Below are 26,412 nucleotides of genomic sequence, written 5' to 3' on the forward strand. Positions count from 1 at the left end.
GAAAGGCGAAGGTTTTAACCTTGTGCATGGAAAATAAAAAAATGTCAGGTGCCATTCAATGTATCGATTTAGGTAAAACCTATTATCAGGGCAATCAGGAGATTCCTGCCCTGAAAGGGGTGCAGCTTAATATTCCTAAAGGGGATTTTGTGTGTTTATCCGGGCCATCGGGTTCGGGTAAAAGCACTCTGCTGAATTTAATCAGTGGCCTGGATCAGCCAACCACAGGGCAGGTACGGATTGGCGGCACGCGCCTGGATCAATTATCCAAAACCCAGCTTTCTGATTTACGTTTGCACCGTATCGGCTTTGTGTTTCAGGCTTATAATCTGGTGCCGGTACTCAGTGCGCGGGAAAATGTTGAGTTAATCATGCAATTGCAGGGCGTGCCTGCCAAACAATGTCGGCAACAAGCCAACAGCGTATTGGCGGAAGTGGGTTTGGAAGGCCTGGAGCAGCGTCGCCCCGCCGATCTTTCCGGCGGTCAACAACAGCGCGTTGCTGTCGCCCGCGCCATCGCTTCCAAACCCGAATTAATTCTGGCTGATGAACCCACCGCTAATCTGGATTCACAAACTGCTGAATCATTAATGCAGTTATTGCAAAGCATGAATGAGCAGCATGGCATGACCTTTCTGTTTTCAACCCATGATCCGCTGGTGATGAATTATTCTAAACGTTTGATTCGCCTGCATGATGGCGCTTTGGTTTAGTGCTGATTAGCTATGCCTCTGAAGTGGCTATATCAATGCCTTCAGTGGCAATCCTGGCTAAATCCTGGATTTGCTCGGGTGTGATGATATAAGGTGGCATGAAATAAATAACATTGCCTAATGGGCGCAATAACATATTATTTTTTAAGGCATGGCGATAAACATGCAGACCACGTCTTTGTTGCCAGGGGTAGGGGGTTTTGCTGGCTTTATCCTGAACCATTTCAATGGCTAAAATCATGCCGTGCTGACGCACTTCTGCAACATGGGGGTGATCATTGAGATGGGCGCAGCTTTGGCGCATGACTTCAGCTAATTTTTGATTATTGGCAATGACGTTTTGCTGCTCAAAAATCTCCATAGTTGCCAATCCGGCGCGGCAGGCCAGAGGATTGCCAGTATAACTGTGGGAATGTAAAAAGGCATTGAGCTTGGTGTAATCGTCGTAAAACGCCTGATACATATCTTCCGTGGTCATGACCGCGCATAACGGCAGATAACCGGCAGTCAGCCCTTTCGATAAACACATAAAATCCGGTGTAATCTCAGCCTGCTCACAGGCAAACAGGGTGCCGGTGCGACCAAAACCTACGGCAATTTCATCGGCGATTAAATGTACTTGATATTCATCACACAGCTTGCGCAAGCCGCGTAAATATTCCGGGTCATACATGCGCATGTAACCTGCACATTGCACCAGTGGCTCCACAATCACGGCGCAAACTTCTTCCGCGTGTTGCTCCAGCAGTTGACGCATTTTTTCCAACTGGCGCAAAGCATAAGCCGCGCAGGATTCGCCCGTTTCCCGATTAAAACAATCCGGGGAAGGCGCGACCAGGGTTTCCATCAATAAGGGCGCGTAAGTCTCCTTATACAGCTCGACATTGCCTACGGCCAGTGCGCCGAGGGTTTCGCCGTGATAACTGTTTTCCAGGGTGATAAAACGGGTTTTTTGAGTTTTACCCTGGTTGCGCCAGTAATGAAAACTCATTTTCAGCGCCACTTCAACACCAGCGGAACCATTATCTGCGTAAAAACAGCGATCCAAACCCGGTGGGGTAATTTTGACCAATTGCTCAGCCAGGGCGAGGGCAGGTTCATGCGTGAAACCCGCCAGTAACACATGTTCTAGCGTGTCTAACTGAGTTTTTAGCGCAGCGTTAATCTGTGGATTGGCATGACCAAATAAATTGACCCACCAGGAACTGATCGCATCCAGATAACGCTGGCCTTCAAAATCTTCCAGCCAGATGCCTTCCCCGCGTTTAATCGGAATCAGCGGCAGGGTGTTTTCATGATCTTTCATCTGGGTGCAGGGGTGCCACAACACCGAAAGATCGCGTTCTATCCAGTTTTGATTAGACATGTTTTTTCATCATAATGTAGTTTGAAATAAAAACCAGCATGGAACAAAAGCGGTTTTTTCGCATTCAAATCTTCAAAACCTGCGAAAAAGAAGCCTTTGCGTAACCTTCGCTTCTAAAAATCAGCGTGAAGTAAAAGCGGTTTTTTCGCATTGCAAGTCTTTAAAACCTGCAAAAAAGAAGCTTTTACGTAACACCGCTTATAAGATGGAGCGCAGACGTTTTAATAAAACAGGGCGCTGAGAAAAATCACGTTCCATGTGATCAAACAGATTGACACCACTACGGCGGCTGGTCTGAGGATCAACCACATCCAGCAGCGCATCGCCGTAACGCTCCAGAAATGAAGATAATTCACCAATTGAGGCATCGTCTGCCGGGATGGGGTCTGGTATAGGAAAATCATATAAAACAGACTCAGATTCGAACATAAAGTTAATCTCTAATGCTTTTATTTAAAAAACCGAAGTATAGCAGCTATCCCTGTCATGATGGTGATGTACCACTTTTTATCAAATAATTTTGAATATTACCAAGCTTCTACATTTAAAAATCATGCAAAACAGCGGATAATACCCGGCTGGGTCAGCAGCACCCTTTTTTTTTAACTCAGGATAAGTTTCCACATGGCATTAATTGTACAAAAATATGGCGGTACTTCCGTTGGCACGACTGAGCGGATTCAAAATGTTGCGGAGCGGATTATCCAGTTCCGTGATGCCGGGCATGATTTGGTGGTTGTGGTTTCTGCAATGAGCGGAGAAACCAATAAACTAATCACTCTGGCTAAAGAAATTTCCGACCCGCCCACACCCCGTGAATTTGATGTATTACTCTCTACCGGTGAGCAGGTTACGATTGCACTGCTGGCGATGGCGCTAGAGTCCAGAGGTTATTCCGCACGCTCTTATACCGGTAGCCAGGTACATATTCTGACCGACAGCGCGCATAATAAAGCCCGGATTCTGGACATTGATAACCAGTATATGCGCACTGATCTGGATGCTGGGCGCGTGGTGATTGTTGCCGGTTTTCAGGGGGTGGATGCCAAAGGCAATATCACGACTTTGGGTCGCGGCGGTTCCGATACCACAGCCGTAGCACTGGCAGCCGCCTTAAAAGCCGATGAATGCCAGATTTACACCGATGTTGATGGCGTCTATACCACCGATCCCCGTATCGTAGCTGAAGCCCGTCGTCTGGATAAAATTACTTTTGAAGAAATGCTGGAACTGGCCAGTCTGGGCGCTAAGGTGTTACAGATTCGCGCTGTTGAATTTGCCAGTAAATATAATGTACCTCTGCGGGTGTTATCATCGTTTGATGAGCCTGGGAGTCAAAACAGCACTTTAATTGCCGCAGAAGAAGAGGAAGATAACAAAATGGAACAGGCTTTAATTTCCGGAATTGCATTTAACCGCGATGAAGCTAAACTGACCTTGCAAGGCGTACCGGATCAGCCGGGGGTGGCCTATAAAATACTGGGTCCTGTTGCCGATGCGAATATTGAAGTGGATATGATTATTCAAAATATGGGGGCGGATAATAACACCACTGACTTTACCTTTACGGTGCATCGTAATGATTACCCGCAGGCTAAGGAAATTCTGAATCAACTGGTTACCAGCCTGGGGGCTAAAGAAGCCACATTTGATAACAAAATTGTCAAAATTTCCATGGTGGGTGTGGGTATGCGTTCCCATGCAGGCATTGCCAGTGAAATGTTCCAGGCATTGGCAGAAGAAGGCATCAATATTAAAATGATTGCAACCTCGGAAATTAAAATTTCCGTGGTGGTGGATGAAAAATACCTGGAATTGGCGGTAAGAACGCTGCACAGCCAGTTTAATCTGGATGAGGAAGCGGTATCATAATAAACTTGCCTTAGCCCATCACAATTTGGACTCAATGCTTCCTCCTGTTATACTCTTCGGCATTTTTTATCCATCTGAGTGCGGCAGATTTGTCGTGACATTCGGCTTGCTGGCAGCGTAAGGAATACTGCCAGCAGTTAGAATGGTGTGCTTTCTATTTCGGATAGCCACCTGAAACTCAGCTTTATCAGCTAAACCCATAAGAAAGAGTACCATCCACATGGAAGAAATTCTGGAAATTCGTGACGGCTGTAGCACCCCTGAGCAGCTATTAAAAAGTCTGACTTTTGCCCGTTACTTAAAAATCTATAAAACGACTTTCATTAAGAACCTGGAATCGCGTCCAGCCAGTCGCCAGCATGAGGCTCAGCCTAAAATCGAGTTTATTAAAAGTGTTAAAATGCGGGAGATTGTCGCGATTCTCGATCATAGCGGAAAAAATACGCGCGCTAAAAATGAGCGGGATCGGGATTTAGTGCGTTTCCTGGATGGCGCTTTTCATCACTACCGGGGTAGCGCTTATTCGCGTTTGGTGCGTCTGCAAAATAGCGTAGTCGCAAATGGCAAGGATACCCCTGAGAGCGTTAAAGATAAAATCACCCGCAAGGCGCAACGTTTATCCAAACTGATCTTAAAAACCCGTCGCCGCATGTTACAAAAAGTGGGCCTGGATATGGGCGTGCGCCGTACTCAGAGTATGACGGTTCCGCCTAACGTCACTGCTGGAGAAATTTCCGGGCATTATCTGAACCTGCCTGCTGATTATGTTTCTCTGGCTTATGTGCCATTAACAATTGCCGCCGATATTCAAACCGGCGTTAATTACAATACCCCTTCTAATAAACGTGCTTTGCCATTTTATGAATTAGCGCATAATCCCTTTAAGAGCAGCGAATTTGATCCGGAACAATGGGTTTCAGTGGCCTTGCAGGTTGGTGCATCATTAATTGTGGCTTACCTGCATAAATCACGCGGCTGCATTGAAATGGAAGCGGGTTTATTAAACCTGTTCCCCTTTGGCAATATTGAAGAATTGCAACAGGGACGTCGCCCGGATGGTGTGTTTATTTTTGGCGATCCCAATGCCAGGGATGAAGATTTAGGTTATTACTGGGATGATGAGAATCAACTACTGGTTGGCACTGTACCCAACCGCGATCCGCTGAAATACTTTGGTTACGCGAAAAAACCGATTCTGACTTTGCATAATGTGTTGGCAATTCGTAATGGTGAAATCCCCTTGCACTGCGGTTGTACCCGCTATGTGATGCGCTTTGGCGAAAAAAGCGGTGCTCCTTATATTGCGGATATGTTGGTCAAAGCCGATGATATGGGCCGCGTTGTTTTGGAAACCGATGAAAAAGATACCGTGCGCCCGATTTTTTACGGCACGGAAACTGGTGCTTTTGCCTGTCTGGACGGTTTTAGTGAACAGGCCAAGCTGTTAATGCAAGGCCGGGAAGTTGGTTATAATCAGGCAACCGGCTCCAATGCCCGACAGATTGTACCGGTTGCGGAAGCTAAAGAAGTGCAGGACGGCGACGTACTGGACATCCTGTTATACATGAATAACTTCACGCTGATCGAAGAAGATGGTTGTACCATTAGCATTGACATGAGCGTGGATGAAGCGATAGACAGCTTCCGCCTGGGTGAGCGCGTTGCTGCGGGCAGTACCCAAACCCATCGCGGCAGCAAGGAAAGCAGCTACTGGGCCAATCCTTTCCCCTTGTTACAAGACGGTGATGGTAAGGTGCTGCATCCTGATTTATATGAAAAATTCCAGGAAAATGAAACCCTCTTTATTGCGGAAATGAAAAACCGGGTTAATAATAAAGAAATGATACTGGGCGTTGCTTATAGTCAATTAATGGCGGGCGCTTATAAAGACAATGGCGATGAAGACATCACCCGCTGCGGTTATGCCAACCGGGAAGAGGTCGAGCAAAAAGCACCAGTGCGTTTGGCGGAAGACTTAATTGGTCTGATCAAGGAAAAAGCACTGGATAAGCGCAAGCGTTCCGGCGGCAAGATTGATCAAGTCAGTATTACCGTTGCACTGGTGGGTGATAGTCGTACTGGTAAATCAGAAACAGCGGAAAAAATGGAAGGCATATTAAGTCTGCAACTTATTTAAGCAGTACAGCATCAGTCTTGTTTTGACCTGTATTAGACCTTCCGGGTTTTGAAAACCTGGAAGGTCTCGCTAAGGCACACCCGCCATTATAAAGTTGACGGCGTAGCAGAAGCCTGAGAATGAACAAATACCTGTATCCCATTGCGTGACCTGTCATTCAGGTTATTGCATTAGATAGCGGCCTGTAAAATTTTAGTTTGAATTGGAGACGTGGATGTATCCTGAAAACTACCAACCTGTTGAACAAGCCCCCAGCCATGAGTATGAATTATACTTTGGCCCCAATCATCCGGGGATTGAGGGTAATTATGCGCTGCAATTACGGATTACCGGTGATCACATCATCTCTGCACGCGCTGATGGCGGGTATTTGCATCGTGGCTTTGAAAAGCTGATGGAAACACGTTTATGGATACAAAACGTGGCGCTGGTACCACGTATTTGTGTGCCGGATCCGGTGCCGATGGAAGAAACCTATGCCCGCGCTGTAGAAATGCTGGGCGGCCTGGAAGTACCGGAGCGCGCGCAGTGGATACGGGTGCTGATGCTGGAAATGTCGCGTATTTGTGCACATATTTTCACTGTTGGCGGCAACTCCGCCACTATCGGACAATACAGCACCATGTTCTGGGGCGTGGCAGATCGTGACTTAATGCTGGATTTGTTTGAAGAAATCGCGGGGGGGCGTATTTATCATATGTATATCACCCCCGGTGGTGTGCGCCGCGACCTGCCAGATGGCGTTCTGCAACGCTTAAGCACCGTGCTGGATAGAATTGAAGCGGGTTTGCCGGAATATGACGATTTATTTTTTGACAATCCGGTATTTCAGCGCCGCGCTCAAAATGTGGGCGCGATGACGCAACAACAGGCATTAGAGTGGGGTGTAACCGGCCCTAACCTGCGTGCCTGTGGCTTCCAATCTGATCTGCGCCGTGATGATCCGTATTTGGTTTATCAGGAACTGGATTTTGATGTGGTGACAGAAAGTGCAGGGGATATTTATGCCCGCACCCAGGTACGCCGCGCTGAAATCACTCAATCCATTCGTATTTTGCGCCAGGTGATTCAACGCCTGCCGGACATCAAAGGGCCGATTCGCTGTCCATTGCCAAATCCGCTGGCCTGGAATATTCCCGAAGGCAGCGCCTATGCCCGTACCGAATCCTCCAAAGGTGAGCTGGGCTTTTTTGTTGTCTCTAACGGCGGCACTAAACCTTATCGCGTACATGTACGCGGGCCTTCCAGTATGCATGCGGTGCAGGTGCTGGAAAAAATGTGTACTGGAGCGCGTATTGAAGATGTTGCGCAAATTATGTTCTCGCTGGATGCCTGTCCGCCGGAAGTGGATCGTTAATAAACCTGAGTTCGGCGTAAGCTTCATTCAGCGCGAAAGCTGCTGAAAGCCGCTTCCACCTCACGCTATTTTTTTAAAAACCTTATGTTCGTTTTAAATATACGTGGCTGAAGCAAAAACAAAATCACTAAAAAAAACCAGTAAGCGCCGTCGCAAATTGTTTGCACCGTTGCAACTGGAACTGCCGGAAGATTGTGGCTTGCAGCATATCGAGTTGTTTTCTGAACTCAGCGCGCAACTGAAATCCCTGGCGGAGTCTGGAACCTTCGATGATAACCCGCGCTGGCAGCAACGCCGTGAATTCCTGATTAAACAAATTCTGGCAGGAGAAAAGCCCAGCCATTTTTTACAAGGCCCCGGTGATATTCGTTTAATGATACGTTTATGGCGGGAAAAGCCAGAATTTTTGCAACATCTGCCTTTGGATAAGGCATTATTAAACGTACTGCGCCAGCAACTCGATCCCCCTTCACGTCTGCTGTTCTGGCAACTAATTCAACTCTATTTTGAAGTCTGGGATCAACTGCCTGCCCATCAAGCCTTGGCAAGTTGGTTATCCGATTTATGCCAAAGTTTGCCACCGCGCCGCAGTGAGTCAGCGGAATTACAAATCTATCGCCAGCAAAGTGAGATTTTGTTCACTCCCGATCCCGGCGCGGCTTTTATACAGGCGACACAAGCACTGCAAGCCGATGTTCTGCCCCTGCTCAAGCGTTGGCATGTCCCGGAAACCGGACGTTTTGCACAGCACATTAAACGTCTTTATTATTTGCAACCACTTGAAGCTTTGCAGGTGGAAGATGTCGGTAAAACATTACATCTGTTTCAAGTCTTGCAGCAGGATGCGGTTAAAAATTCCATGATGGAAGAACAGTTATTACTGGGACATCATGCCGCTAAAATTCTGATGGACAAGGTATTGGATAATGGTCTGGCACTGCCGGAAAACTGGCGGCACACGATTTTAGGCATACTCGGTGATCCCCGCGTGCCGCGTGCTGCGCCGCGCTTTCAAACCTGGTGGGGGCGGCTGGACAATAAATATACCGCCGCCATGCGCAACTGGTTGTCGCAACTGGACTTAAAACTGTTTCTCAACATTCTGGAGGATGTGGCACACACCCACAACCGCGCTGATTTATTACGTATGTTTCCAGCCCGAAAGCGTTTTCTGGAAGGTTTGCAGGCACAGGGTTTGATTGTGGAATCACGTTTATTACTGGGCAAACAGGCGGAAAACTATATCCGTACCCAGTTTGATCAGCGTGATTTAACCGGACTTGCGCAACTGGGCAGTTCTGCCACTTCACTGATTTATCTGAATTTGCAAGGCGTGCATTTATTAGAAGGCACTCACTCTTTTCAATTGCGGATTTATCAGGACATGCCCATAGAAGGTTTACAGAATTATGAAGCCAGCCACTTCAGCCTTGCCGCAATTCGCAAACAAAACGCGCAAGCCTCGGTTAAACACAGCCACTCGCCCTTGCCTCGTTGGCAACACAGCTTAATCCAACGCCTGGGAGAACCGCCCTTTAATTTATATATTGATCCGGGCAAAGTTCTGTCCAGAGCCGATTATCTGAAATATATGGAACATTTTGTTTAGCTTGTTTCAGGTTGGTGTACAATCTTTTGCATAAAACTTCTAAAATTCAATCGATATAAGGAAGACAAGGCATGGATATTATCCAGGTTATAAAAATTCGTAGCCTTGTGGAGACCTTCCAGGTTTTTAAAAACCTGGAAGGTCTTTTGAAAAATTATGCCCAAACCTCAGAAAATAGCTGCCCAACCCCGTATTGATGCCTTTGTATTACGGATTTTACTACTGCTGCCCTTCTGCTTTGGTTTGTGGTTTTTATTATCTCTGCCGCTGCTGGCACCGGTCGCCTGGTTAAGTGATGGCCTGTTAAAACTGTTTTACCCGGATTTGATTGCCGAAGTCGTACAACAAGTTTACACCCTGGACGTGATAACCCGGATTGATAGCCAGCATATTGATGTTTCAAACCAGGGTTTGCTGGTGTTAACGGTGAACCCGCTGTTATACGGTTATGGAATACCACTACTGGTCGCGCTGATGCTGGCTGGCCTGAACCCCGGCCCGCTGGGTAATTTATTTTGGGTCTGGTTATGCCTGTTATTACCCATACAAGTGTTTGGCGTGGTGATGGCGATATTACATACGCTGGTTTTTGAAATGCCCGTTAGCGTTGCCATGCAGGTAACTGACAGCGAAACCGGGCGTAATATACTGGCCTTAATCAATCAATTCAGCAGCCTTATTTTACCCGGCTTAACCCCGTTTATTATATGGTTTTATCTACAGCAAGATTACCTGCTTGAACTCATTCCCCAATTAAAAAGACTTTATTCATGATTGCATTTCAAGAACTTTCCCTGCAACGCGGTTATAAACCCTTACTTCAGGATGTTAATTTACGCATTTATCCGGGCTGGAAAGTCGGTATTACCGGTGCAAACGGCAGCGGTAAATCCTCTGTGTTCAGTTTATTACTGGGTGAATTACAAGCCGACAGCGGTAACTTGCAGCTACCATCAAACTGGGTGATTGCCCATGTTGCACAGGAAACCCCGGCCTTGGAACGCTCAGCGCTGGATTATGTCCTGGATGGTGATGTTGAACTGCGGGATCTGGAAAAACAACTGGCACAGGCAACGCAAACAGATGATGGTATGAAAAGCGCGCAATTGCATGAGCAGTTGGCGCATATTGATGCCTATAGCGCCCATGCTCGCGCCGGACGTTTATTGCATGGCCTGGGGTTTAGCGAAGCGCAACATCAACATGCCGTGAAACAATTTTCTGGCGGCTGGCGGATGCGCCTGAATCTGGCGCGGGCCTTGATGTGTCGTTCGGATTTATTATTGCTGGATGAGCCAACCAACCACCTGGATTTGGATGCCTTATTGTGGTTTGAACAATGGCTGAAAAACTATCGTGGAACCTTATTGCTGATTTCTCATGATCGGGATTTTCTGGATAATACCGTGGATCAGATTGCCTGGTTGCATCAATTAAACATACACTTGTATGCCGGTAATTACAGTGCTTTTGAACGCCAGCGCGGTGAACAGTTATTACAACAGCAGGCCGCTTTTGACAAACAGCAACGCCAGAAAGCGCATTTACAACAATTTATCGACCGCTTTCGCGCCAAAGCCACCAAAGCCAAGCAAGCACAAAGCCGTATTAAAGCCCTGGAAAAAATGGAAACCATCCAGGCCGCGCATATAGACTCACCTTTTGGGTTTCAATTTAAACCCCCGGAAACCTGCCCAAATCCTTTATTTACACTGGAACAAGCCGATGCGGGTTATGGTGATGAACCGATCTTAAAAAATCTGAATCTGCGGATGCCTCCCGGTGCCCGTATCGGTTTATTAGGTGCAAATGGTGCGGGTAAGTCCACTTTCATCCAGTTATTAGCCGGTGATTTAGCCCCCATGCAGGGCAAACTGGAAGCCCACTCAGGGCTGAAAATTGGTTATTTTGCCCAGCACCAACTGGAACACCTGCATTTGCAATCCACACCGCTGGAACACTTACAGCGTCTGGATAAACAGGCCACAGAACAACAACTGCGGGATTTTCTGGGTGGCTTTGGTTTTCCTGGTGATCGCGCCACGGAAATCGTGGCACCGTTTTCCGGCGGTGAAAAAGCGCGCCTGGCATTAGCCTTATTAGTCTGGCAAAAACCCAATTTATTATTATTGGATGAGCCGACCAATCACCTGGATTTGGAAATGCGTCATGCTTTAGGCGTGGCGCTACAGGCATACGCTGGCGCTTTGTTGATTATCTCCCATGATCGCCACTTGCTGAAAATTACCACTGATCAACTCTATCTGGTGGCGAATCAAAAACTGGAAATCTTTGATGGCGATCTGGATGATTATCGGCAATGGTTATTACAGGAAAGCCGCCAGCAAAACCAGGCGAATACAACAGCAAACCCGCAGGCGCAGGACAAGCAAACGCGGGTAAAACAAAACAAGCAACTCAGGGCGCAGCGTAAGCAACTGGAAAATCAGGTTAAAAAGCTGGAACGGGAAATTGAAAAACTTACCATAGAAAAAGAAAAGCTGGAAAATACACTGGCTGACCCGGCGCTGTACGAGGATCGGGAAAAAGCGCAAAAATATGCCGATAAACGGGAACACATCAGTGTGGAACTGGAAGCACTGGAAGAAACCTGGCTGGAAATACACGACCAGTTAGAAACGCTGGAATAAGGTAAGGAGTGAGGATGAAATAAGTGCAGGAACCGGGCGCAGGATTTTTATTTTCCATGCACAAGATTAAAATCCTCACCTTTCAGGCGAACAGATTTATCTCTAATCAAAAACTAAATCCTCCAAAAACTCAGAACCCGGTTCCAAAGCGGTGATCAACAAATGCTCACGGGCGCGGGTGCAAGCCACATATAACAAATGGCGTATGGAAGTGTCCCCTTTAATTCCTTTAATTAGCGAATAGGATTCTTAGGGCGTTGCGTGGTATTCTTTAGTCAAATTATGTAATTGACTTCGGATATAAAATGACTAATAAAAAAGAATTATCAGAACGCGATATATGCACTAAATTTATAACCCCCGCTATCGAAAAAGCAGGTTGGGATTTGCATAAACAGGTACGGGAAGAAGTCAGTTTTACTGATGGGCGCATTTATGTAAAAGGCAATCTCACTACACGCGGCAAACGCAAACGTGCTGACTACATCCTCTACCACAAACCCAATATCCCGATAGCCATTATCGAAGCTAAAAAAAATACAAAGACAGTCAAAGCAGGTATACAACAAGCCATCAACTACGCAGAAATACTCGACATTCCCAGCGTCTACAGTAGTAACGGTGATGCTTTTCACGAACATGACCGCACCTGCGCCACTGGACAAATAGAACGTGAACTACCACTAGATAATTTTCCATCCCCTGAAGAACTGTGGCAGCGTTACAAAAAACACAAAGGTATCAAAACCCCAGAAGCTGAACAAATCATCACCCAAGATTACTTCTTTGATGGTAGTGGACGTTCTCCACGCTACTATCAACAAATAGCCATCAACCGAACCGTTGAAGCTATCACCAAAGGGCAATCACGTATTTTGCTCACTATGGCGACAGGCACAGGTAAAACCTACACTGCTTTCCAAATTATCCACCGCTTATGGAAAGCAGGTGCAAAACAACGCATCCTGTTTTTAGCCGACCGCAATGCTCTGATTGACCAAACTAAACGCGGTGACTTTCGGCACTTCAAAGACAAAATGACGGTCATCAAAAACAAGCAAATTGATAAATCCTATGAAATCTATCTGGCACTATACCAGGGCTTGACCAACTATGACGAAGACAAAGACGCATACCGAAAATTCAGTCGTGGATTCTTTGATTTAGTCGTAGTGGATGAATGTCACCGAGGCAGCGCCGCTGATGACAGCGCATGGCGGGAAATCTTAGGCTACTTTGGCAGTGCCACCCACATCGGTATGACCGCGACCCCCAAAGAAACCAAAACCATATCGAGTACCGATTACTTTGGCGATCCGGTCTACACCTATTCCCTTAAACAAGGTATTCAAGATGGTTTTCTTGCACCTTACAAGGTCGTGCGGGTAGGAATCAATATTGATTTGGAAGGTTGGCGACCCGAAAAAGGTAAAATCGACAAAAACGGACAAGTTGTAGAAGACCGCCTCTACAACACCAAAGACTATGATAAAAATATATTTATTGATGAACGTAGTCAGACTGTAGCCAATAAAATCACCGAGTTTTTACAAAAAACAGATCGCTTTGATAAAACTATTGTATTTTGTGTTGGCATTCCACATGCCGAAATTATGCGAGCAGCCCTAGCCAATGCCAGCAGCGACTTAATAGCAAAAAATGCCAAATACGTCATGCAGATCACCGGTGACAACGAAGAAGGTAAACGTGAACTGGACAACTTTATTGACCCCGAACAAGACTACCCAGTGATTGCTACAACTTCCAAACTCATGACCACCGGCGTGGATGCCCAAACCTGTAAAGTCATCGTACTGGATAGCAATATCGGCTCAATGACCGAGTTCAAACAAATCATCGGACGTGGCACACGCATCAATGAAGAATACGGTAAACACTTCTTCACTATTCTCGATTTCCGTAATGTCACTGATCTCTTTGCTGATCCCGATTTCGATGGCGATCCCGTGCGTGTCAAGGAAATAAACCAATATGATGATTTCGAGACACCTGAAGAAGAAGCCCAGGATGACACCACAATTACCGATGAAAATGATGAAGATGTGGATTTTGACTCAGATGATGATTATTCTGACCCAAGACCTCCCGGTATTATTGACAGTGGCGATATACAAAGAGAAGCACCGCAAAAATACTACGTCAACGGCGTGAATGTCAGCATTCTCAACGAGCGTGTACAATACCTTGATGGTGATGGTAAGCTCATCACCAGTAGTCTCAAAGACTACACTTGCGAGAAAGTCCATCAGCACTACCAATCTCTTGACGACTTTCTCAATAAATGGAACAGCGCAGATAAAAAACAGGTCATCATCCAGGAACTTGAAGAACAAGGTATCATTCTTGAACACTTCAAAGAAGCGATTAGCAAAGACCTGGATTTATTCGATATGATCTGCCATATTGCTTTCGACCAACCGCCACTGACGCGCACAGAACGCGCCAGACAAGTCAAAAAACGTGATGTATTCAACCAATATGGTGAGCAAGCACGACAAGTGCTTAATGCCTTACTCGATAAATACGCCAACGAAGGCATAGAAAACATTGAAGACATCAAAGTCCTTAAAATTGCCCCCTTTAACCAAATCGGCACCCCGATGGAAATTGTTAAACTTTTTGGCGGCAAAGTAGGTTATAACAAAGCCGTAAACCAACTCGAACAAGTTATCTATGCGGCTGCATAATAATAAACAGGAAAACCAATAGTAATGAGTAATATTTCAGGCATCGTAAAATCTGCCCGTAACATCATGCGTCAGGATACAGGCACGGGTAGTGATGAGCTACGCATCCTGCAACTTGGCTGGATGATGTTTCTTAAAATTTTCAGCGACAAAGATGAAGAACTCGAAATGATGGAGGATGACTATGAGTCACCCATTCCCGAAGAACTACGCTGGAGCACCTGGGCTGCTGATGACGAAGGTATCACTGGCGACAAGCTCCGTGAGTTTGTAGATGAAAAACTCTTTCCCACCTTGGCAAATATTGATCTATCCACCGCCGACCCCGATGCTACGGCGGGTAAACGCGCCATCCTGGTACACGAAGTTTTTGCCAACAACTACAACTATATGAAGTCAGGTATTCACCTGCGCCAGGTCATCAATAAACTGAACGAAATTGATTTTAACAACCATAAAAAGCTGCACCTGTTTGGGCAAATTTACGAAACTTTTTTAAGCGAACTGCAAAGTGCAGGTACATTGGGCGAATTTTACACGCCCCGCGCTGTCACCCAGTTCATGACGGAAATGCTCAATCCGCAGCATGATGAAATCATCCTTGATCCCGCCTGTGGTACGGGCGGTTTTCTGACTGCCGTAATCGAATACCTCAAAGCTGAAGCCAGCACGGGTACGCAACATGAATCCATCGGTGCAAATGTGCGCGGCTGGGAGTATAAACCGCTGCCTTATATGCTGGCTAACACCAACCTGATACTGCATGATATTACCTCGCCCAATATTCGTTACGGCGATTCATTGCAGCATCCGTTAAGCGAATACACCCGCAAACACCGTGTAGACGCGATTATTGCCAATCCCCCTTTTGGCGGCGTAGTTTCCAACAACAACGAAAACAACTTTCCCAAGACTTACCGTACCAGAGAATCCGCTGACCTGTTTCTGATTCTCATGATCCACCTGCTCAAAGAAGAAGGACGCGCAGCCATTGTCCTGCCCGATGGCTCCCTCACTGGTGATGGTGTCAAGCAACGTATCCGCCAGAAACTGCTGGAAGACTGCGACCTGCACACCATCGTGCGTTTGCCCAATTCCGTGTTTCAGCCTTACGCCTCAGTCGCCACCAATTTGCTGTTTTTCACCAAAGGCAAACCGACTGAAACTATCTGGTATTACGAACACAAACTACCCGAAAACTACAAAGCCTACTCCAAAACTAAACCCATACGCTTAGCTGAATTTGATGGCTTAAAACAGTGGTGGGGCGGTCAAAATAGAGCAGGACGCGAAGAAAGCGAACACGCATGGCAAGTGGATATTGACGCTATCAAAAACAATGGCTACAACCTCGACATTAAAAACCCGCACCAGCCTGAAGAAGAACAGCAGCACAGCAGTGCTGAATTGCTGGATATGTTGCATCAGTCGTTTATGAAAGGGGATGAGTTGTTGGCGCAGTTGCGCAAGGAGCTGGTGTCGTGAACAAAAAAACAAAACTCGCCTCGGAGGGGGAAGGATTAAGCGCATTCCATGATGATATAAAGCAAATCCTCCAATCTGCTAGAAGCAAAGCAAAAACGGCTATCAATTCCGCGATGGTTGAAGCCTATTGGCTGATAGGTAAACGTATTGTAGAAGAAGAGCAACAGGGCAAAACACGAGCAGAATATGGCAAGAAAATTATTAAAAAGCTGGCACAGGTGTTGTCAAGCGAGTTTGGAAAAGGTTTGGATGAGCGAGAGTTACGCCGTCTTCGACAGTTTTTCCTCTGTTTTCCAAAATGGGACACAGTGCGCCCCGAATTGAGTTGGAGCCATTACCGCTTGCTTATTCGGGTATCCAATCAAAAAGCACGTAGCTATTACCTCAACGAAGCGGCAGAACAGCAATGGAGCTATCGAACTTTAGAAAGAAATTATAAAACGCTTTACCATGAACGCTTGCTTAGCTCACAAGTTAAAGCAGAAGTGGAAAAAGAGATGCGGGAAAAGACCGCTCAACTGCAAGCTGACCACCTTGATTTTATCAAAGATCCCTATGTCATAGAGTTTTTAGAGCTCCCGGCTAATGCCAGTTATACAGAAAAAAAACTAGAAAAAGCATTGCTGGATAATCTGCAAAAATTTCTACTCGAATTAGGGAAAGGGTTTGCCTTTGTTGCCAGACAACGCTTGATCAGAACAGAAACGTCTGATTTTTATATCGACTTGGTATTTTATAATTATCACTTAAAATGTTTTGTAATTATCGAGCTTAAAACCCATGCCATCACACATACGGATGTTGGACAACTCGACATGTATGTACGCATGTTTGATGATCTTCAAAAAAATGAAAATGATAATCCCACCATCGGTATATTACTGTGTACTGAAACAGACAAAATGATCGCCAAATACTCAGTATTGAATGAAAGTAAACAGCTTTTTGCCAGTAAGTATATGCCCTACCTACCCACTGAAGCGGAGTTAATTGCCGAGATTGAAAGGGAGAAACGGCTGATTGAGAGGGTGGAATGATGGGAATATGGAAGAAATATAAATTCTCTGATTTTTTAAAAAGATCTAAAATTCCAATCTTGTTAGAAAACGAAAAGAATTATAAAAGAGTAACCATTAAAACTAAGCACGGTGGAGTCTCGATTAGAAATACAGAGATAGGTGCAAAAATTGGTACAAAAAAGCAATTTATTTTGAAGTCTGGACAATTTGTCTTGTCAAAAATTGATGCTCGTTACGGAGCTTTTGGAATTGCACCGGAAGAAGTCAATGAGGCAATAATCACAGGTAACTTTTGGGCATATGATTTTGATGAAAATATCATTTCAATTAGCTGGCTGAATAATTTTACCAATTCAGCAACTTTTTATAATATTTGTGAACGAGCAAGTAGTGGAGTTACTCACAGAAAATATCTCAACGAACAAGAATTTCTAAATACAGGAATATACCTTCCTGATATAAAAGAACAAAAATTAGTTCTAACCTCTTTTGAGAGAAAATCAAAAACGACTGAATTTATTAATCAAGAACTCACCCACCAACAAACCCTGCTAAAAAAGCTACGCCAGCAAATCTTACAAGAAGCCATCGAAGGCAAACTCACCGCCGACTGGCGAGCCGCTAACCCCGATGTAGAACCCGCCAGCGCACTGCTGGAACGCATCGCCACCGAAAAAGCTGAACTGGTCAAGGCCAAGAAAATCAAAAAGCAGAAACCGCTGCCACCGATTAGCAACGAAGAACAGCCTTTTGAATTGCCGGATGGGTGGGTTTGGTGTCGGTTGAGGGAAATAACAAATATCGTAAGAGGAGGGTCTCCAAGACCCGCTGGAGATTTACGTTTCTACCAAGGAAATATACCTTTTCTAAAAGTTGCAGATTTGACAGCCACTAATGCAACTTACTTAAATAGTCATACATACACAATTAAAGAAGCTGGTCTTCATAAAACTCGTAAAGTTCCAGCAAACACATTAATGCTAACAAATAGTGGGGCAACTCTAGGAATTCCAAAAATATGTAGATTTGAAACAACTTTTAATGATGGGATTGCTGCTTTTATCTACATGAATAATGATCTATTCAAACCATATTTCTACTATGTATTATCATCAAAAACACAATGGTTTTTAGAAGAAGCCTCAAGAGGACAAGGACAGCCTAATTTGAACACAGATATTATTGGGGAAACCTTTATTTTTCTCCCCCCACTCCCCGAACAACGCGCCATCGTCACCAAAGTCGAAAAACTCCTGGCCCTCTGCGACCAACTGGAAACCCAAATCACCCAAAACCAAACCCACGCTGAGGCACTGATGCAAGCCGTCTTGCGCGAAGCTTTCAGCTAAATTTAATCGTAAAGGTGAAATGATATATGCCAGCCATTAGGTATAGCGAATGGGGAGGAGTAAGACTACTGTTACACGACTTTGAAGGTTTATTTGCTGGGAGCGCCGTCTTCCAGACGGCAAACCGCGCAACGCGCGGTTATAGCAGCTATGCTGCTATGCCGTCAGAATGACGGCAGCCCCAGAGAGCCGACAAAATGTCGGCGTTCCCAGCAGATAATTACCCAGCTTTAGAGCTAACCTTCAAAGTCGTGTGTTAGAGATATTTTAAGTCGGTAATCTGGTGTTTGTCATCCAGCTCAATCACCACCTGTGCTTGCTCCGGCAGCACTTGCAGGTTAAAGCGGGTAAGGCGCTCATAGTGCATGATAAAACGCTGTAATTGGTTTTTATTCATGATTTTTAGATTATGATTTCTTGAGTCTTGTTTTTGCGCCAACTTATGCTCTTGTAAACGCCGCCATTGGTAAATACATTCAAATGAGGGGGCTTTGAGCATAATCAAATATTCAATCGGTGAAAATAAACTAAAATAACTTTTTTGCAATTGCAAGTTGACGTAATTGCGCCAGATAGCGTGAGGGTCTTCATTTGCTTCCAGCGCGTTTAGTGCTTGTTTCAGCGCTGATTCTGCTTGTGCAGGCGTGGCGACGCACCAACCTTCAAACAGAACAATATCCACCTTACCCTGATGTAGCGACCATTGCTCGCGGGGTGCGCGATCATCTATGGCCTTGTCAAAATAAGGTATAAAAACTTTTGTGCTGGCTGTAGCGGTGCTTAATGTTTCCAGTAGCGCAATACCCAGATTCACATCATGCGTACCGGGAACGCCACGGGTTTGTAATAAAGGATGAATTTCCCGGGCAAGTTGTTGGCGTTTGGCGTGGGTGTGGTAGAGATCATCTATGGAAAACTGTACCACGGCGCAGCCATAAACCTGTTCTAAAATCAGTTTCAGAAAACTGCTTAAGGTGGATTTGCCTGTGCCTTGTGCGCCATTAATGCCAATAACGCTGGTCTGTCCCGTGATTTGGGATTGCTGATAAATCTGCTCTGCCAGCGGCATATAATAGTTTTGCAGCGTTGTGATAAATGTAGCGGGTAAGGCGTGTTGCTGAATGTGCGCCTGTAATGCTGCGAGTAATGCTGGTGTATGTTTAAATGCTTGCTTTGCCTGGTTTATGCTGGAACAGTTTGACATGAAAATCTTCATATAAGGAGAGTAAGGTCGGTACCAATAATAATACCAGCACAGTGCCAAAAGCCAGACCAAAAGAGATGGAAACCGCCATCGGAATCAAAAACTGTGCTTGCAAAGAGGTTTCAAATAACAGCGGCATTAAGCCGAATATGGTGGTCAGCGAAGTCAGTAAAACCGCGCGCAGGCGTTGGCAGGCAGCTTCAACCAGTGCTTCATTGACCGCTAGGCCACTTTTGCGTAAACGCTGATAAAAGGTAATCAATACAATCGAATCGTTAATGACAATACCGGATAAACCAAACAAACCAAAAAGGGATAATATGGTGAGATTTAAGTCCATTGCCCAGTGTCCCGCCAAAGCGCCAATCAAGCCAAAAGGAATCACGCTCATCACCACCAAAGGCCAGCCATAAGAGGCAAACACCCAGGCCAGCACCAGATAAATCAGAATCAGCGCAAAAAATAAGCCGCGCATCATATCCTGCATGGTTTCGCGCTGATCGGCGGCGCGGCCTTCATAAGAATAATGCACTCCATAACGGCTGCTGATTTCGGGCAGTATCTGTTGCTCCAGTTCGCTAATAATTTCATTGCTGGTACGCACCTGGGCATTAACATCGGCGGACACTTGTATGGTTAGCTCACCTTCAGCATGGCGCAGGGTTTCAAAACCGCGTTGGCTTTTAATATCGACCACATCGCGCAATGGCAGACTCAAGCCCTGAGGCGTATGGATCTTAAACTGCTCTAAGGCGGAAAGGCTGTGGCGTTCTTCATCAGCCAGCATCACTCGCACTTCAACTTCATCACGCCCATCCAGAAAAATCTGTGCCTGCAAACCATCAAATGCGGCGCGTAGTTGCTGCCCGACCTCGGTGGTGGTCAACCCGTAGGCAATCGCCAGGGGGCGCAATTGATACAATAATTGCTCCCGTCCATAAGGCATATCATCTTCCACACTGCGCACGCCATCATTGGCTTTGGCTTTTAAGGCGGTTTTAAGTTCCAGTGCCGCTTGTTTCAGTTGTAAGGCATCATCACCACTGAGTTTAATATCAATATCCCGCCCCGGCGGGCCGCCCCGGCGTTCGCTGATGACCAGACTTTCCAGCCCCGGTACATCGTCCACCCGGTCTTTCCAGGCATCCAGAAAAGTATGATTACGCACGCTGCGTTGATCCGGTTCAATCAGTTCCACAAAAATTGAAGCGAACTGATCGCCGCGCCGACTGCTTTGCCCATCGGCTGATTGACTCATACCCTGGCGCACCACGGCGGAAACAATCAAAGATTCTCCCACCGGACTGAGTGCTTTATCAGTCTCGTATAAAGCCTGTTCCAGTTGTTCCAGATAAGTGCTGACCCGCTGTGGCGGTGTGCCGGAAATAAAATTGATATTGGCGTTAACGATGGCGGGTTCCGGGGTGGGGAAAAAATTAAACGGTACCTTGCCGCTTACCAACAGGGAAATACCTAACATTAATAAACTCAATAAAATGGCAACCATCAATATGCGCCACTGTAAAACCCTGTGAATCAGAGGACGAAAATAGTTATCGCGTAGTTTTTCAAAAGCGGTATCCAGCTTATGGCGAATACCGGTGTTGCTCTGATGATGCAGATGCAAAAAGCTGTGGCGTAAATGTCCGGGTAAAATCAAAAAAGACTCTACCAGCGATGCCAGAATAACTGCGATCACTACCAGGGGAATGGCGAATAAAATATGCCCGATAATGCCACCCACCAGCATCAGCGGCATAAACGCGGCAATTGAGGTTAAAGAAGAAGCCATCACCGGGGCCAGCATTCTGCGCGCGCCGCCTTCGGAAGATTCCAGGGGATTTTCACCGTTTTGATAATGTGCCAGGGCATCCTCTCCCACCACAATTGCATCATCGACAATAATGCCCAGGGTCATGATCATTGCCAATAAGCTGACCATATTGATGGTACCGCCAAAAGCGTATAACACTGCTTGCGCCGCCATTAATGAAACCGGAATGCCGACCGCCACCCACCAGGCAACCTTGGCGTTCAGAAACAGGTATAAAACCAAAATCACCAGAATCAAACCGCCCAGACCATTTTTTAATAAAATATTGATGCGCCCCTGAATATAACGCCAGGATTGATCATAAACTTTCAGGTGGATATTTGGTGGGAAGCTGTCCTGATTTTCTGCCAGCCAGGTTTGCATCTTTTTGGCAAGTTTAAGCGCGTCATCCTTGTCTGCGCGCAGCAACTGCAATTCAACCGCTGGTTGTCCCTGATAATACAAGGTGGTTTGATTGGGCATGGGGCGGCGTTTAACGCTGGCAATATCCCCCAGCAGTACCCGTTGCCCGTCACGGCTTGCAAACAGTGGAATATCCAGAAACGCCAATTGATCCCGGCGTTGTTCCAGTCCTCGCAATTGTCTGGAAATATCATTCAAACCAATGGAGCCAGCGGGCATATCCTGACTGTAGGCTTTGATTTTTTGCCCCACCTGATTGAGTGTCAGACCCAGTTCCTCCAGTTTGGCACTGGCTATCTGGATGGCGATTTCTTCTTTGGGCAGGCCGCTGATGGTGACTTTGGATAAACCCGTGCGCAGCAGTTCCTGTTCAATTTGATGCGCCAGCGGACGCATGGCCTGTGCGCTGTCGGTGCCATATAACAGGATGCGCGCGATTGGCTCATAGCGCACCACGCGGCTGATTTCTGGTTTTTCCGCCGTTGAAGGCAGGTTACGCAACAGCGCGATCTTTTCATTGACTTGATCCAGGGCAATGCCCATGTCGCTGTTATCCTGATATTCCAGGGTAATCGCCGCAACATTATTACCGGAAGTGGAGGTCATTTTTTTGACGTTATCCAGCGTGCGCAGGGCTTCTTCTGCGGGGCTGGTAATCGAGCGTTCCACATCCTCGGGACTGGCTCCACTCCAGGGAATGACAATGGTGATAAAGTCCAGATCAAAGCTGGGCAATATCTGGGTATTGAGTTTGGATAATGCGCCTATGCCTGCCAGCAGCATAACCACCATCAGTAGATTGGCGGCAACTTTATGCTGCGCAAAGCGCCCGATTAAATCGGTTTTATGTTGAAATTGCATTAATTACACTAAAGTCTCAAGGCTGAACCGTTAACCAGTAATATCGATAAGGTGGAATGACCAACTGATCCTTAAATAAAGCCGGTGACTCACCCGTTGCCAGATCCCGTAATTGGCCTAATTCAAAAAGTCCACGATTACCGAGTTCGGAAAGGTTCAACATTTGGGGTCTGTTATCAAAATTACAAACAACTAATACGGGTTCATATTGCTGGTTAAAATGATTACGTATGAAAATAAATAAATGCTCATTGTCGGTATCAATCAGTTCTCTGTTATTAAAATCAGCAAATACAGGTACAGATTTCCTCACCGCAATCATCCGCTGTAAACTATCAAATAGTTTCTGTTCCACGCTGCCATGTTGCTTGTGCAGATCCGCTTTTTGCCAGTCTATGCGCGGTCTGTTTAACCAGCGGTTATCATTGGCCTTGTTTTCATCCTGCATAAATGAGCAATCGTTTACAGTGCCGATCTCATCACCATAATACAGTAAGGGGATGCCGCCAAATGACATAATAATGCTATGTAATAACAAAATGAGCTTAATACTTTGCTCAATCAGTTCTTCATCGTTGCTTTCCAGCGCATATTCCAAACCAACCAGTGATGCCAGAGAGCCTGAAATACGGGCATCACCAGTTTTATCATTTCGCGCAAAAGGTTGACCACGCGCTGGAGAACCCTCGTATACGCCGGTGTAGTAGTCAATAAGAAATTTGCGATGTGGATAAGGTTCATAACCAACATTGATAATATCCGCATCATCAAAGCCAAGACCAATGTCATCATGACAACGAATGTAATTAAGCCAGGTCGCCCTGTCGAGTTTATTTGGAATGCTTTTAATGCCCTGGCTGAGCAGCTTGGTATTCTTGGTTGCCACTGCATCCCAGAGCAGCGCCATGAAACTGGCGTTGTAGGCAATTTCACATTCCTTGGCAATGACGGCATCCTCGCCAAAGTATTTGCTAATCTCTACCGGCGCAACGATGGCCTCGGCAATAAACAGTACACCGGGTGCAGTTACCTGACAGCAGTCTTTCATTAACTGCAAAATCAAATGCGCTTCCCGCTCATTCTGGCAGGTTGTACCGATTTTTTTCCACAGAAAAGCCACAGCATCCAGGCGCACAATATCCGCCCCCATATTGGCCCAAAACAGGATAATATCGGCCATTTCAATGAATACGGCAGGGTTGCTGTAATCCAGATCCCACTGATAGTTATTAAATACTGTCATCACCCATCGGTTCATGGATGTATCAAACGTAAAATTCCCTGGCGCATTTTCTGGAAAGACCTCGGGCATGGTCTCTTCAAACATGTCCGGGATATCCCGGTCTGGAAAGGTGTAATAATAGTCCTGGTATTGTTTATCACCTTGTTTGGCTTTTACGGCCCATTCGTGTTGATCAGAGGTATGATTGACAACCACATCAAGCGCCACCAGCATTTTCCGTTTACGCAGGTGTGCTGTCAGTGTCTGCAAATCAGACAAGGTGCCATAGCGCGCATCAATATCCAGAAAGTCACAGACCGCATAGCCCCCGTCACTGGCACCTTCAGGACATTTCATCATGGGCATGATATGCAGCATGTTGATGCCCAGTTCCTGTAAATACGCGCAACGGTGTTGAAGACCTTGCAGATCACCGGCAAATCCATCTGCATATAAGGCCATAGCCACCCAGTTTTGGGCAAGAAACCAGTTATGATCGTGTTCACGTTCAATATCCAGCGCTTCAAGATCAGCTGAACGTTCTATATAGCGCGTTGCCAGCACCTCAACCAACCGAACCATCTGTTCCAGAAAATCTTTTCGCTCGCCATAAAGCTGGGTGAAAAGTGAATGGATGGCATAAAAATTAGCACCCAGGCGCGTATAAAAACGCAGCAGGTTGCGTTTACTAATTTCTGGTTTTATTTCTTCGAGTATCTGGTTTAATAAGGAATGTGATACTTGTTCATACATAAAAAATTATCTCATTTTCTAAAAAACCTGAATCCAGGGTAAGGTCTTTTAAGAAAAAATAGCTAAATTCGGTAGATACTATAGATGTGCTGCCGGTAATGGGGGTATTGGTGGTTGCTTTGAATCGCTGCGCCGGGTTGTGCGCGTGTCCGATTTTGACCAGGCCTATTTCATTCTAGAGGCAATAGAGTGGCAATTTTATCAACGACTTCATTGATTACTTCAGGATTGGCTTTGCTAATAAATTTAGCGTTGCGCGCGCGCCAGTCAATAGAACAAACATGATCTGAAATAACAAATCCATTTATTTTTCCATTGTCCTGTATTAAGACGTGATATGGGCGCTGTTTATTTTGAGAAGTGATAGGGCAAACCAGCGCCATACCGCTGCGCTGGTTGTATTTCCCTGGCGAAAGAATCAAGGCTGGCCTGTGTCCGGCTTGTGGATTAAAATTGAGCCAGACTAAATCGCCACGCTCAGGCTGATAATTCATTTCTAAAAAACCTCTTTTCCTTCCACGTAACCTAGGGCAATCGCATCAAATTTACTGCATAGTCAATATCTTATAGAGATAGTCTTGATCAAGAGCAGCTTTAAGTCGTTTATTAGCAATACCCGTTTTATGAGAAGAATCCTGCTTAAGTAAACTCAAAGCAATATGACGTAGCACTGCAAAATTCTCAGGTCCATTATCTTTACGAATACGTGAATAATCTTCGTTAAATGTTACATCCAGCGACCAGTGCAAACTGTTTTCAATGCCCCAATGCGCACGTACAGCACGACCAAAACGCTGTGCATCGCTACTTAGCGAAGTAATATAAAAACGCCGTTCAGTTGTCACTTTATCACCAATTTCCCGGTGTGACTCAACCATACCGATGCTAGTCAGTCCTGCCCATTTCTCTCTATTATCCAACCACTCAATATCATCAATGGTCCAATAACGCCGCGTTTCAATACGCCCATGCCCACCATCTATCGTCTCATGATAGCTATGCACAATAGACTTAAAATTTTTTGCCAGTGCCCATTCAAAATAATCTTTAACATCTTCATGCAATGTGCCTTGATTACCTTTAAGCGCCAATACGTAATCTGCCTCGCGTACAATAATGTCACGCGCTATCGTTTTCTGACATCCTGCCGCATCAATTGTAACGATACAGCCTTTAATATCGAGTAGTTTCAGGAGTTCTGGAATTGCTGTGATTTCGTTGGATTTCTCATCCGCTTTCACTTGCCCTAACACGACTCGGTTACTGTTTGCCCAGGCGCTCACCATATGAATAGCTGCTTTACCTGATTTTCTATCATAGGAATGTCGTAAGCATTTACCGTCTATAGCGACGATTTCTCCATCCAACAGTTGAACAAGGCTTTGCATCCACGCTGCAAAACATTCTTGAAGTTTTGTTGCCGACAGGCTATTTAATACGTTGTTAAACGTGTCATGTGAGGGGATGCCATTTGGTAATTCTAAAAAACCAGATAGCCATTGCTGCTTACTTTTTCCAAAAGTTTCCACGCCAACCCAGTCGTTTGCACCACAAATTATACCGCAAACTGCAATGGTTATGATGTCCAATAATTTATGCAGAATCATTCCTGGTTTTCGTGGGTCTGGTAAGTCCTTAAAATGCTCGGAAATACTGGTTTGATATTCAATTTTAACCTTGTTCGCTTCAGCTTCAGCCAATTGAGATATCAATATATTTTCTACGTGTTCTATAGAGTTTTTTTTACTCCAGTGGAAGGAGCAGATTCTGCCTGTTTGGGTTGAGGGCGAATTACCATCTCTTTAATCCTTATTATTTTATATAATTTGATTTTAGAGTAATCTTATACTAATAAGTATCTGTTTTACAG

Annotated in this window: 18 protein-coding genes; 11 read left to right on the forward strand and 7 right to left on the reverse strand. The window is 45.6% G+C overall.

Features of this window, described 5'->3' with window-relative positions; all coding sequences use genetic code 11:
- Positions 1 to 26: 26 nt before the first annotated feature.
- Complete coding sequence (locus QUF61_RS09550; protein ID WP_289681461.1) at positions 27 to 713, forward strand: ABC transporter ATP-binding protein; 687 nt, start codon at positions 27 to 29, stop codon at positions 711 to 713.
- Positions 714 to 723: 10 nt separating this feature from the next.
- On the opposite strand, the gene QUF61_RS09555 is transcribed toward QUF61_RS09550, so the two are convergent.
- Both QUF61_RS09555 and QUF61_RS09560 read right to left on the reverse strand, forming a co-directional pair.
- Positions 724 to 2,079 carry an adenosylmethionine--8-amino-7-oxononanoate transaminase gene (locus QUF61_RS09555; protein ID WP_103922133.1) on the reverse strand — a complete coding sequence of 452 codons (1,356 nt, stop codon included), beginning with the start codon at positions 2,077 to 2,079 and terminating at the stop codon, positions 724 to 726.
- Between the two features lie 198 nt (positions 2,080 to 2,277).
- Positions 2,278 to 2,508, reverse strand: a complete 231-nt coding sequence (locus QUF61_RS09560) for a hypothetical protein (protein ID WP_103922134.1) — start codon at positions 2,506 to 2,508, stop codon at positions 2,278 to 2,280.
- A gap of 195 nt (positions 2,509 to 2,703) precedes the next feature.
- On the opposite strand from QUF61_RS09560, the gene QUF61_RS09565 reads away from it, so the two are divergent.
- From QUF61_RS09565 to QUF61_RS09610, 10 genes are all read left to right on the forward strand, one after another.
- Positions 2,704 to 3,951: an aspartate kinase gene (locus tag QUF61_RS09565; protein ID WP_103922135.1), complete on the forward strand. Its 1,248-nt coding sequence runs from the start codon at positions 2,704 to 2,706 to the stop codon at positions 3,949 to 3,951.
- Between the two features lie 220 nt (positions 3,952 to 4,171).
- Complete coding sequence (locus QUF61_RS09570) at positions 4,172 to 6,088, forward strand: hypothetical protein (protein WP_103922136.1); 1,917 nt, start codon at positions 4,172 to 4,174, stop codon at positions 6,086 to 6,088.
- 214 nt (positions 6,089 to 6,302) lie between these two features.
- Positions 6,303 to 7,445, forward strand: coding sequence for an NADH-quinone oxidoreductase subunit D (locus QUF61_RS09575; RefSeq protein ID WP_103922137.1), 1,143 nt, complete (start codon positions 6,303 to 6,305; stop codon positions 7,443 to 7,445).
- A gap of 103 nt (positions 7,446 to 7,548) precedes the next feature.
- Positions 7,549 to 9,054: an EH signature domain-containing protein gene (locus QUF61_RS09580; protein WP_289681462.1), complete on the forward strand. Its 1,506-nt coding sequence runs from the start codon at positions 7,549 to 7,551 to the stop codon at positions 9,052 to 9,054.
- Positions 9,055 to 9,210: 156 nt separating this feature from the next.
- Positions 9,211 to 9,828 carry an exosortase H-associated membrane protein gene (locus QUF61_RS09585; protein ID WP_289681463.1) on the forward strand — a complete coding sequence of 206 codons (618 nt, stop codon included), beginning with the start codon at positions 9,211 to 9,213 and terminating at the stop codon, positions 9,826 to 9,828.
- Entirely contained in the window at positions 9,825 to 11,705 is a 1,881-nt protein-coding gene (locus QUF61_RS09590; RefSeq protein ID WP_289681464.1) for an ATP-binding cassette domain-containing protein, read from the forward strand. The genes QUF61_RS09585 and QUF61_RS09590 overlap by 4 nt, the downstream gene beginning before the upstream one ends.
- Before the next feature lie 305 nt (positions 11,706 to 12,010).
- Entirely contained in the window at positions 12,011 to 14,413 is a 2,403-nt protein-coding gene (gene hsdR, locus QUF61_RS09595) for an EcoAI/FtnUII family type I restriction enzme subunit R (protein ID WP_289681465.1), read from the forward strand.
- Between the two features lie 24 nt (positions 14,414 to 14,437).
- Complete coding sequence (locus tag QUF61_RS09600) at positions 14,438 to 15,898, forward strand: class I SAM-dependent DNA methyltransferase (RefSeq protein ID WP_289681466.1); 1,461 nt, start codon at positions 14,438 to 14,440, stop codon at positions 15,896 to 15,898.
- Positions 15,895 to 16,935 (forward strand): PDDEXK nuclease domain-containing protein, encoded by a 1,041-nt coding sequence (locus QUF61_RS09605; protein ID WP_289681467.1) that lies wholly within the window; start codon positions 15,895 to 15,897, stop codon positions 16,933 to 16,935. The genes QUF61_RS09600 and QUF61_RS09605 overlap by 4 nt, the downstream gene beginning before the upstream one ends.
- Positions 16,932 to 18,266, forward strand: a complete 1,335-nt coding sequence (locus tag QUF61_RS09610) for a restriction endonuclease subunit S (RefSeq protein ID WP_289681468.1) — start codon at positions 16,932 to 16,934, stop codon at positions 18,264 to 18,266. Before QUF61_RS09605 ends, QUF61_RS09610 begins: the two co-directional genes overlap by 4 nt.
- A gap of 256 nt (positions 18,267 to 18,522) precedes the next feature.
- On the opposite strand, the gene QUF61_RS09615 is transcribed toward QUF61_RS09610, so the two are convergent.
- The 5 genes from QUF61_RS09615 to QUF61_RS09635 all read right to left on the reverse strand — a co-directional run bounded on the left by QUF61_RS09615 (position 18,523) and on the right by QUF61_RS09635 (position 26,242).
- Positions 18,523 to 19,470 (reverse strand): hypothetical protein, encoded by a 948-nt coding sequence (locus QUF61_RS09615; RefSeq protein ID WP_289681470.1) that lies wholly within the window; start codon positions 19,468 to 19,470, stop codon positions 18,523 to 18,525.
- Positions 19,427 to 22,567, reverse strand: a complete 3,141-nt coding sequence (locus tag QUF61_RS09620; RefSeq protein ID WP_289681471.1) for an efflux RND transporter permease subunit — start codon at positions 22,565 to 22,567, stop codon at positions 19,427 to 19,429. Before QUF61_RS09620 ends, QUF61_RS09615 begins: the two co-directional genes overlap by 44 nt.
- 16 nt (positions 22,568 to 22,583) lie before the next feature.
- The gene (locus tag QUF61_RS09625; RefSeq protein WP_103920690.1) at positions 22,584 to 24,542 is read right to left on the reverse strand and encodes an alpha-amylase family glycosyl hydrolase; all 1,959 of its coding nucleotides are present in this window, start codon (positions 24,540 to 24,542) and stop codon (positions 22,584 to 22,586) included.
- A gap of 170 nt (positions 24,543 to 24,712) precedes the next feature.
- Positions 24,713 to 25,036, reverse strand: coding sequence for a type II toxin-antitoxin system PemK/MazF family toxin (locus QUF61_RS09630; protein ID WP_103920689.1), 324 nt, complete (start codon positions 25,034 to 25,036; stop codon positions 24,713 to 24,715).
- A 51-nt stretch (positions 25,037 to 25,087) separates the two neighbouring features.
- The gene (locus tag QUF61_RS09635; protein ID WP_289681472.1) at positions 25,088 to 26,242 is read right to left on the reverse strand and encodes an ISAs1 family transposase; all 1,155 of its coding nucleotides are present in this window, start codon (positions 26,240 to 26,242) and stop codon (positions 25,088 to 25,090) included.
- Between the last annotated feature and the right edge of the window lie 170 nt (positions 26,243 to 26,412).

The organism is Candidatus Venteria ishoeyi, from assembly GCF_030378065.1.
GTDB lineage: Bacteria > Pseudomonadota > Gammaproteobacteria > Beggiatoales > Beggiatoaceae > Venteria > Venteria ishoeyi.

Bases quoted from the DNA above. Each gene is read 5' to 3' on its own strand.
- QUF61_RS09570 (WP_103922136.1), top strand. From the start codon at position 4,172: ATGGAAGAAATTCTGGAAATTCGTGACGGCTGTAGCACCCCTGAGCAG.
- QUF61_RS09555 (WP_103922133.1), bottom strand. From the start codon at position 2,079: ATGTCTAATCAAAACTGGATAGAACGCGATCTTTCGGTGTTGTGGCAC.
- QUF61_RS09620 (WP_289681471.1), bottom strand. From the start codon at position 22,567: ATGCAATTTCAACATAAAACCGATTTAATCGGGCGCTTTGCGCAGCAT.
- QUF61_RS09600 (WP_289681466.1), top strand. From the start codon at position 14,438: ATGAGTAATATTTCAGGCATCGTAAAATCTGCCCGTAACATCATGCGT.
- QUF61_RS09625 (WP_103920690.1), bottom strand. From the start codon at position 24,542: ATGTATGAACAAGTATCACATTCCTTATTAAACCAGATACTCGAAGAA.
- QUF61_RS09565 (WP_103922135.1), top strand. From the start codon at position 2,704: ATGGCATTAATTGTACAAAAATATGGCGGTACTTCCGTTGGCACGACT.
- hsdR (WP_289681465.1), top strand. From the start codon at position 12,011: ATGACTAATAAAAAAGAATTATCAGAACGCGATATATGCACTAAATTT.
- QUF61_RS09575 (WP_103922137.1), top strand. From the start codon at position 6,303: ATGTATCCTGAAAACTACCAACCTGTTGAACAAGCCCCCAGCCATGAG.
- QUF61_RS09560 (WP_103922134.1), bottom strand. From the start codon at position 2,508: ATGTTCGAATCTGAGTCTGTTTTATATGATTTTCCTATACCAGACCCC.
- QUF61_RS09615 (WP_289681470.1), bottom strand. From the start codon at position 19,470: ATGTCAAACTGTTCCAGCATAAACCAGGCAAAGCAAGCATTTAAACAT.
- QUF61_RS09585 (WP_289681463.1), top strand. From the start codon at position 9,211: ATGCCCAAACCTCAGAAAATAGCTGCCCAACCCCGTATTGATGCCTTT.
- QUF61_RS09550 (WP_289681461.1), top strand. From the start codon at position 27: ATGGAAAATAAAAAAATGTCAGGTGCCATTCAATGTATCGATTTAGGT.
- QUF61_RS09610 (WP_289681468.1), top strand. From the start codon at position 16,932: ATGATGGGAATATGGAAGAAATATAAATTCTCTGATTTTTTAAAAAGA.
- QUF61_RS09590 (WP_289681464.1), top strand. From the start codon at position 9,825: ATGATTGCATTTCAAGAACTTTCCCTGCAACGCGGTTATAAACCCTTA.
- QUF61_RS09630 (WP_103920689.1), bottom strand. From the start codon at position 25,036: ATGAATTATCAGCCTGAGCGTGGCGATTTAGTCTGGCTCAATTTTAAT.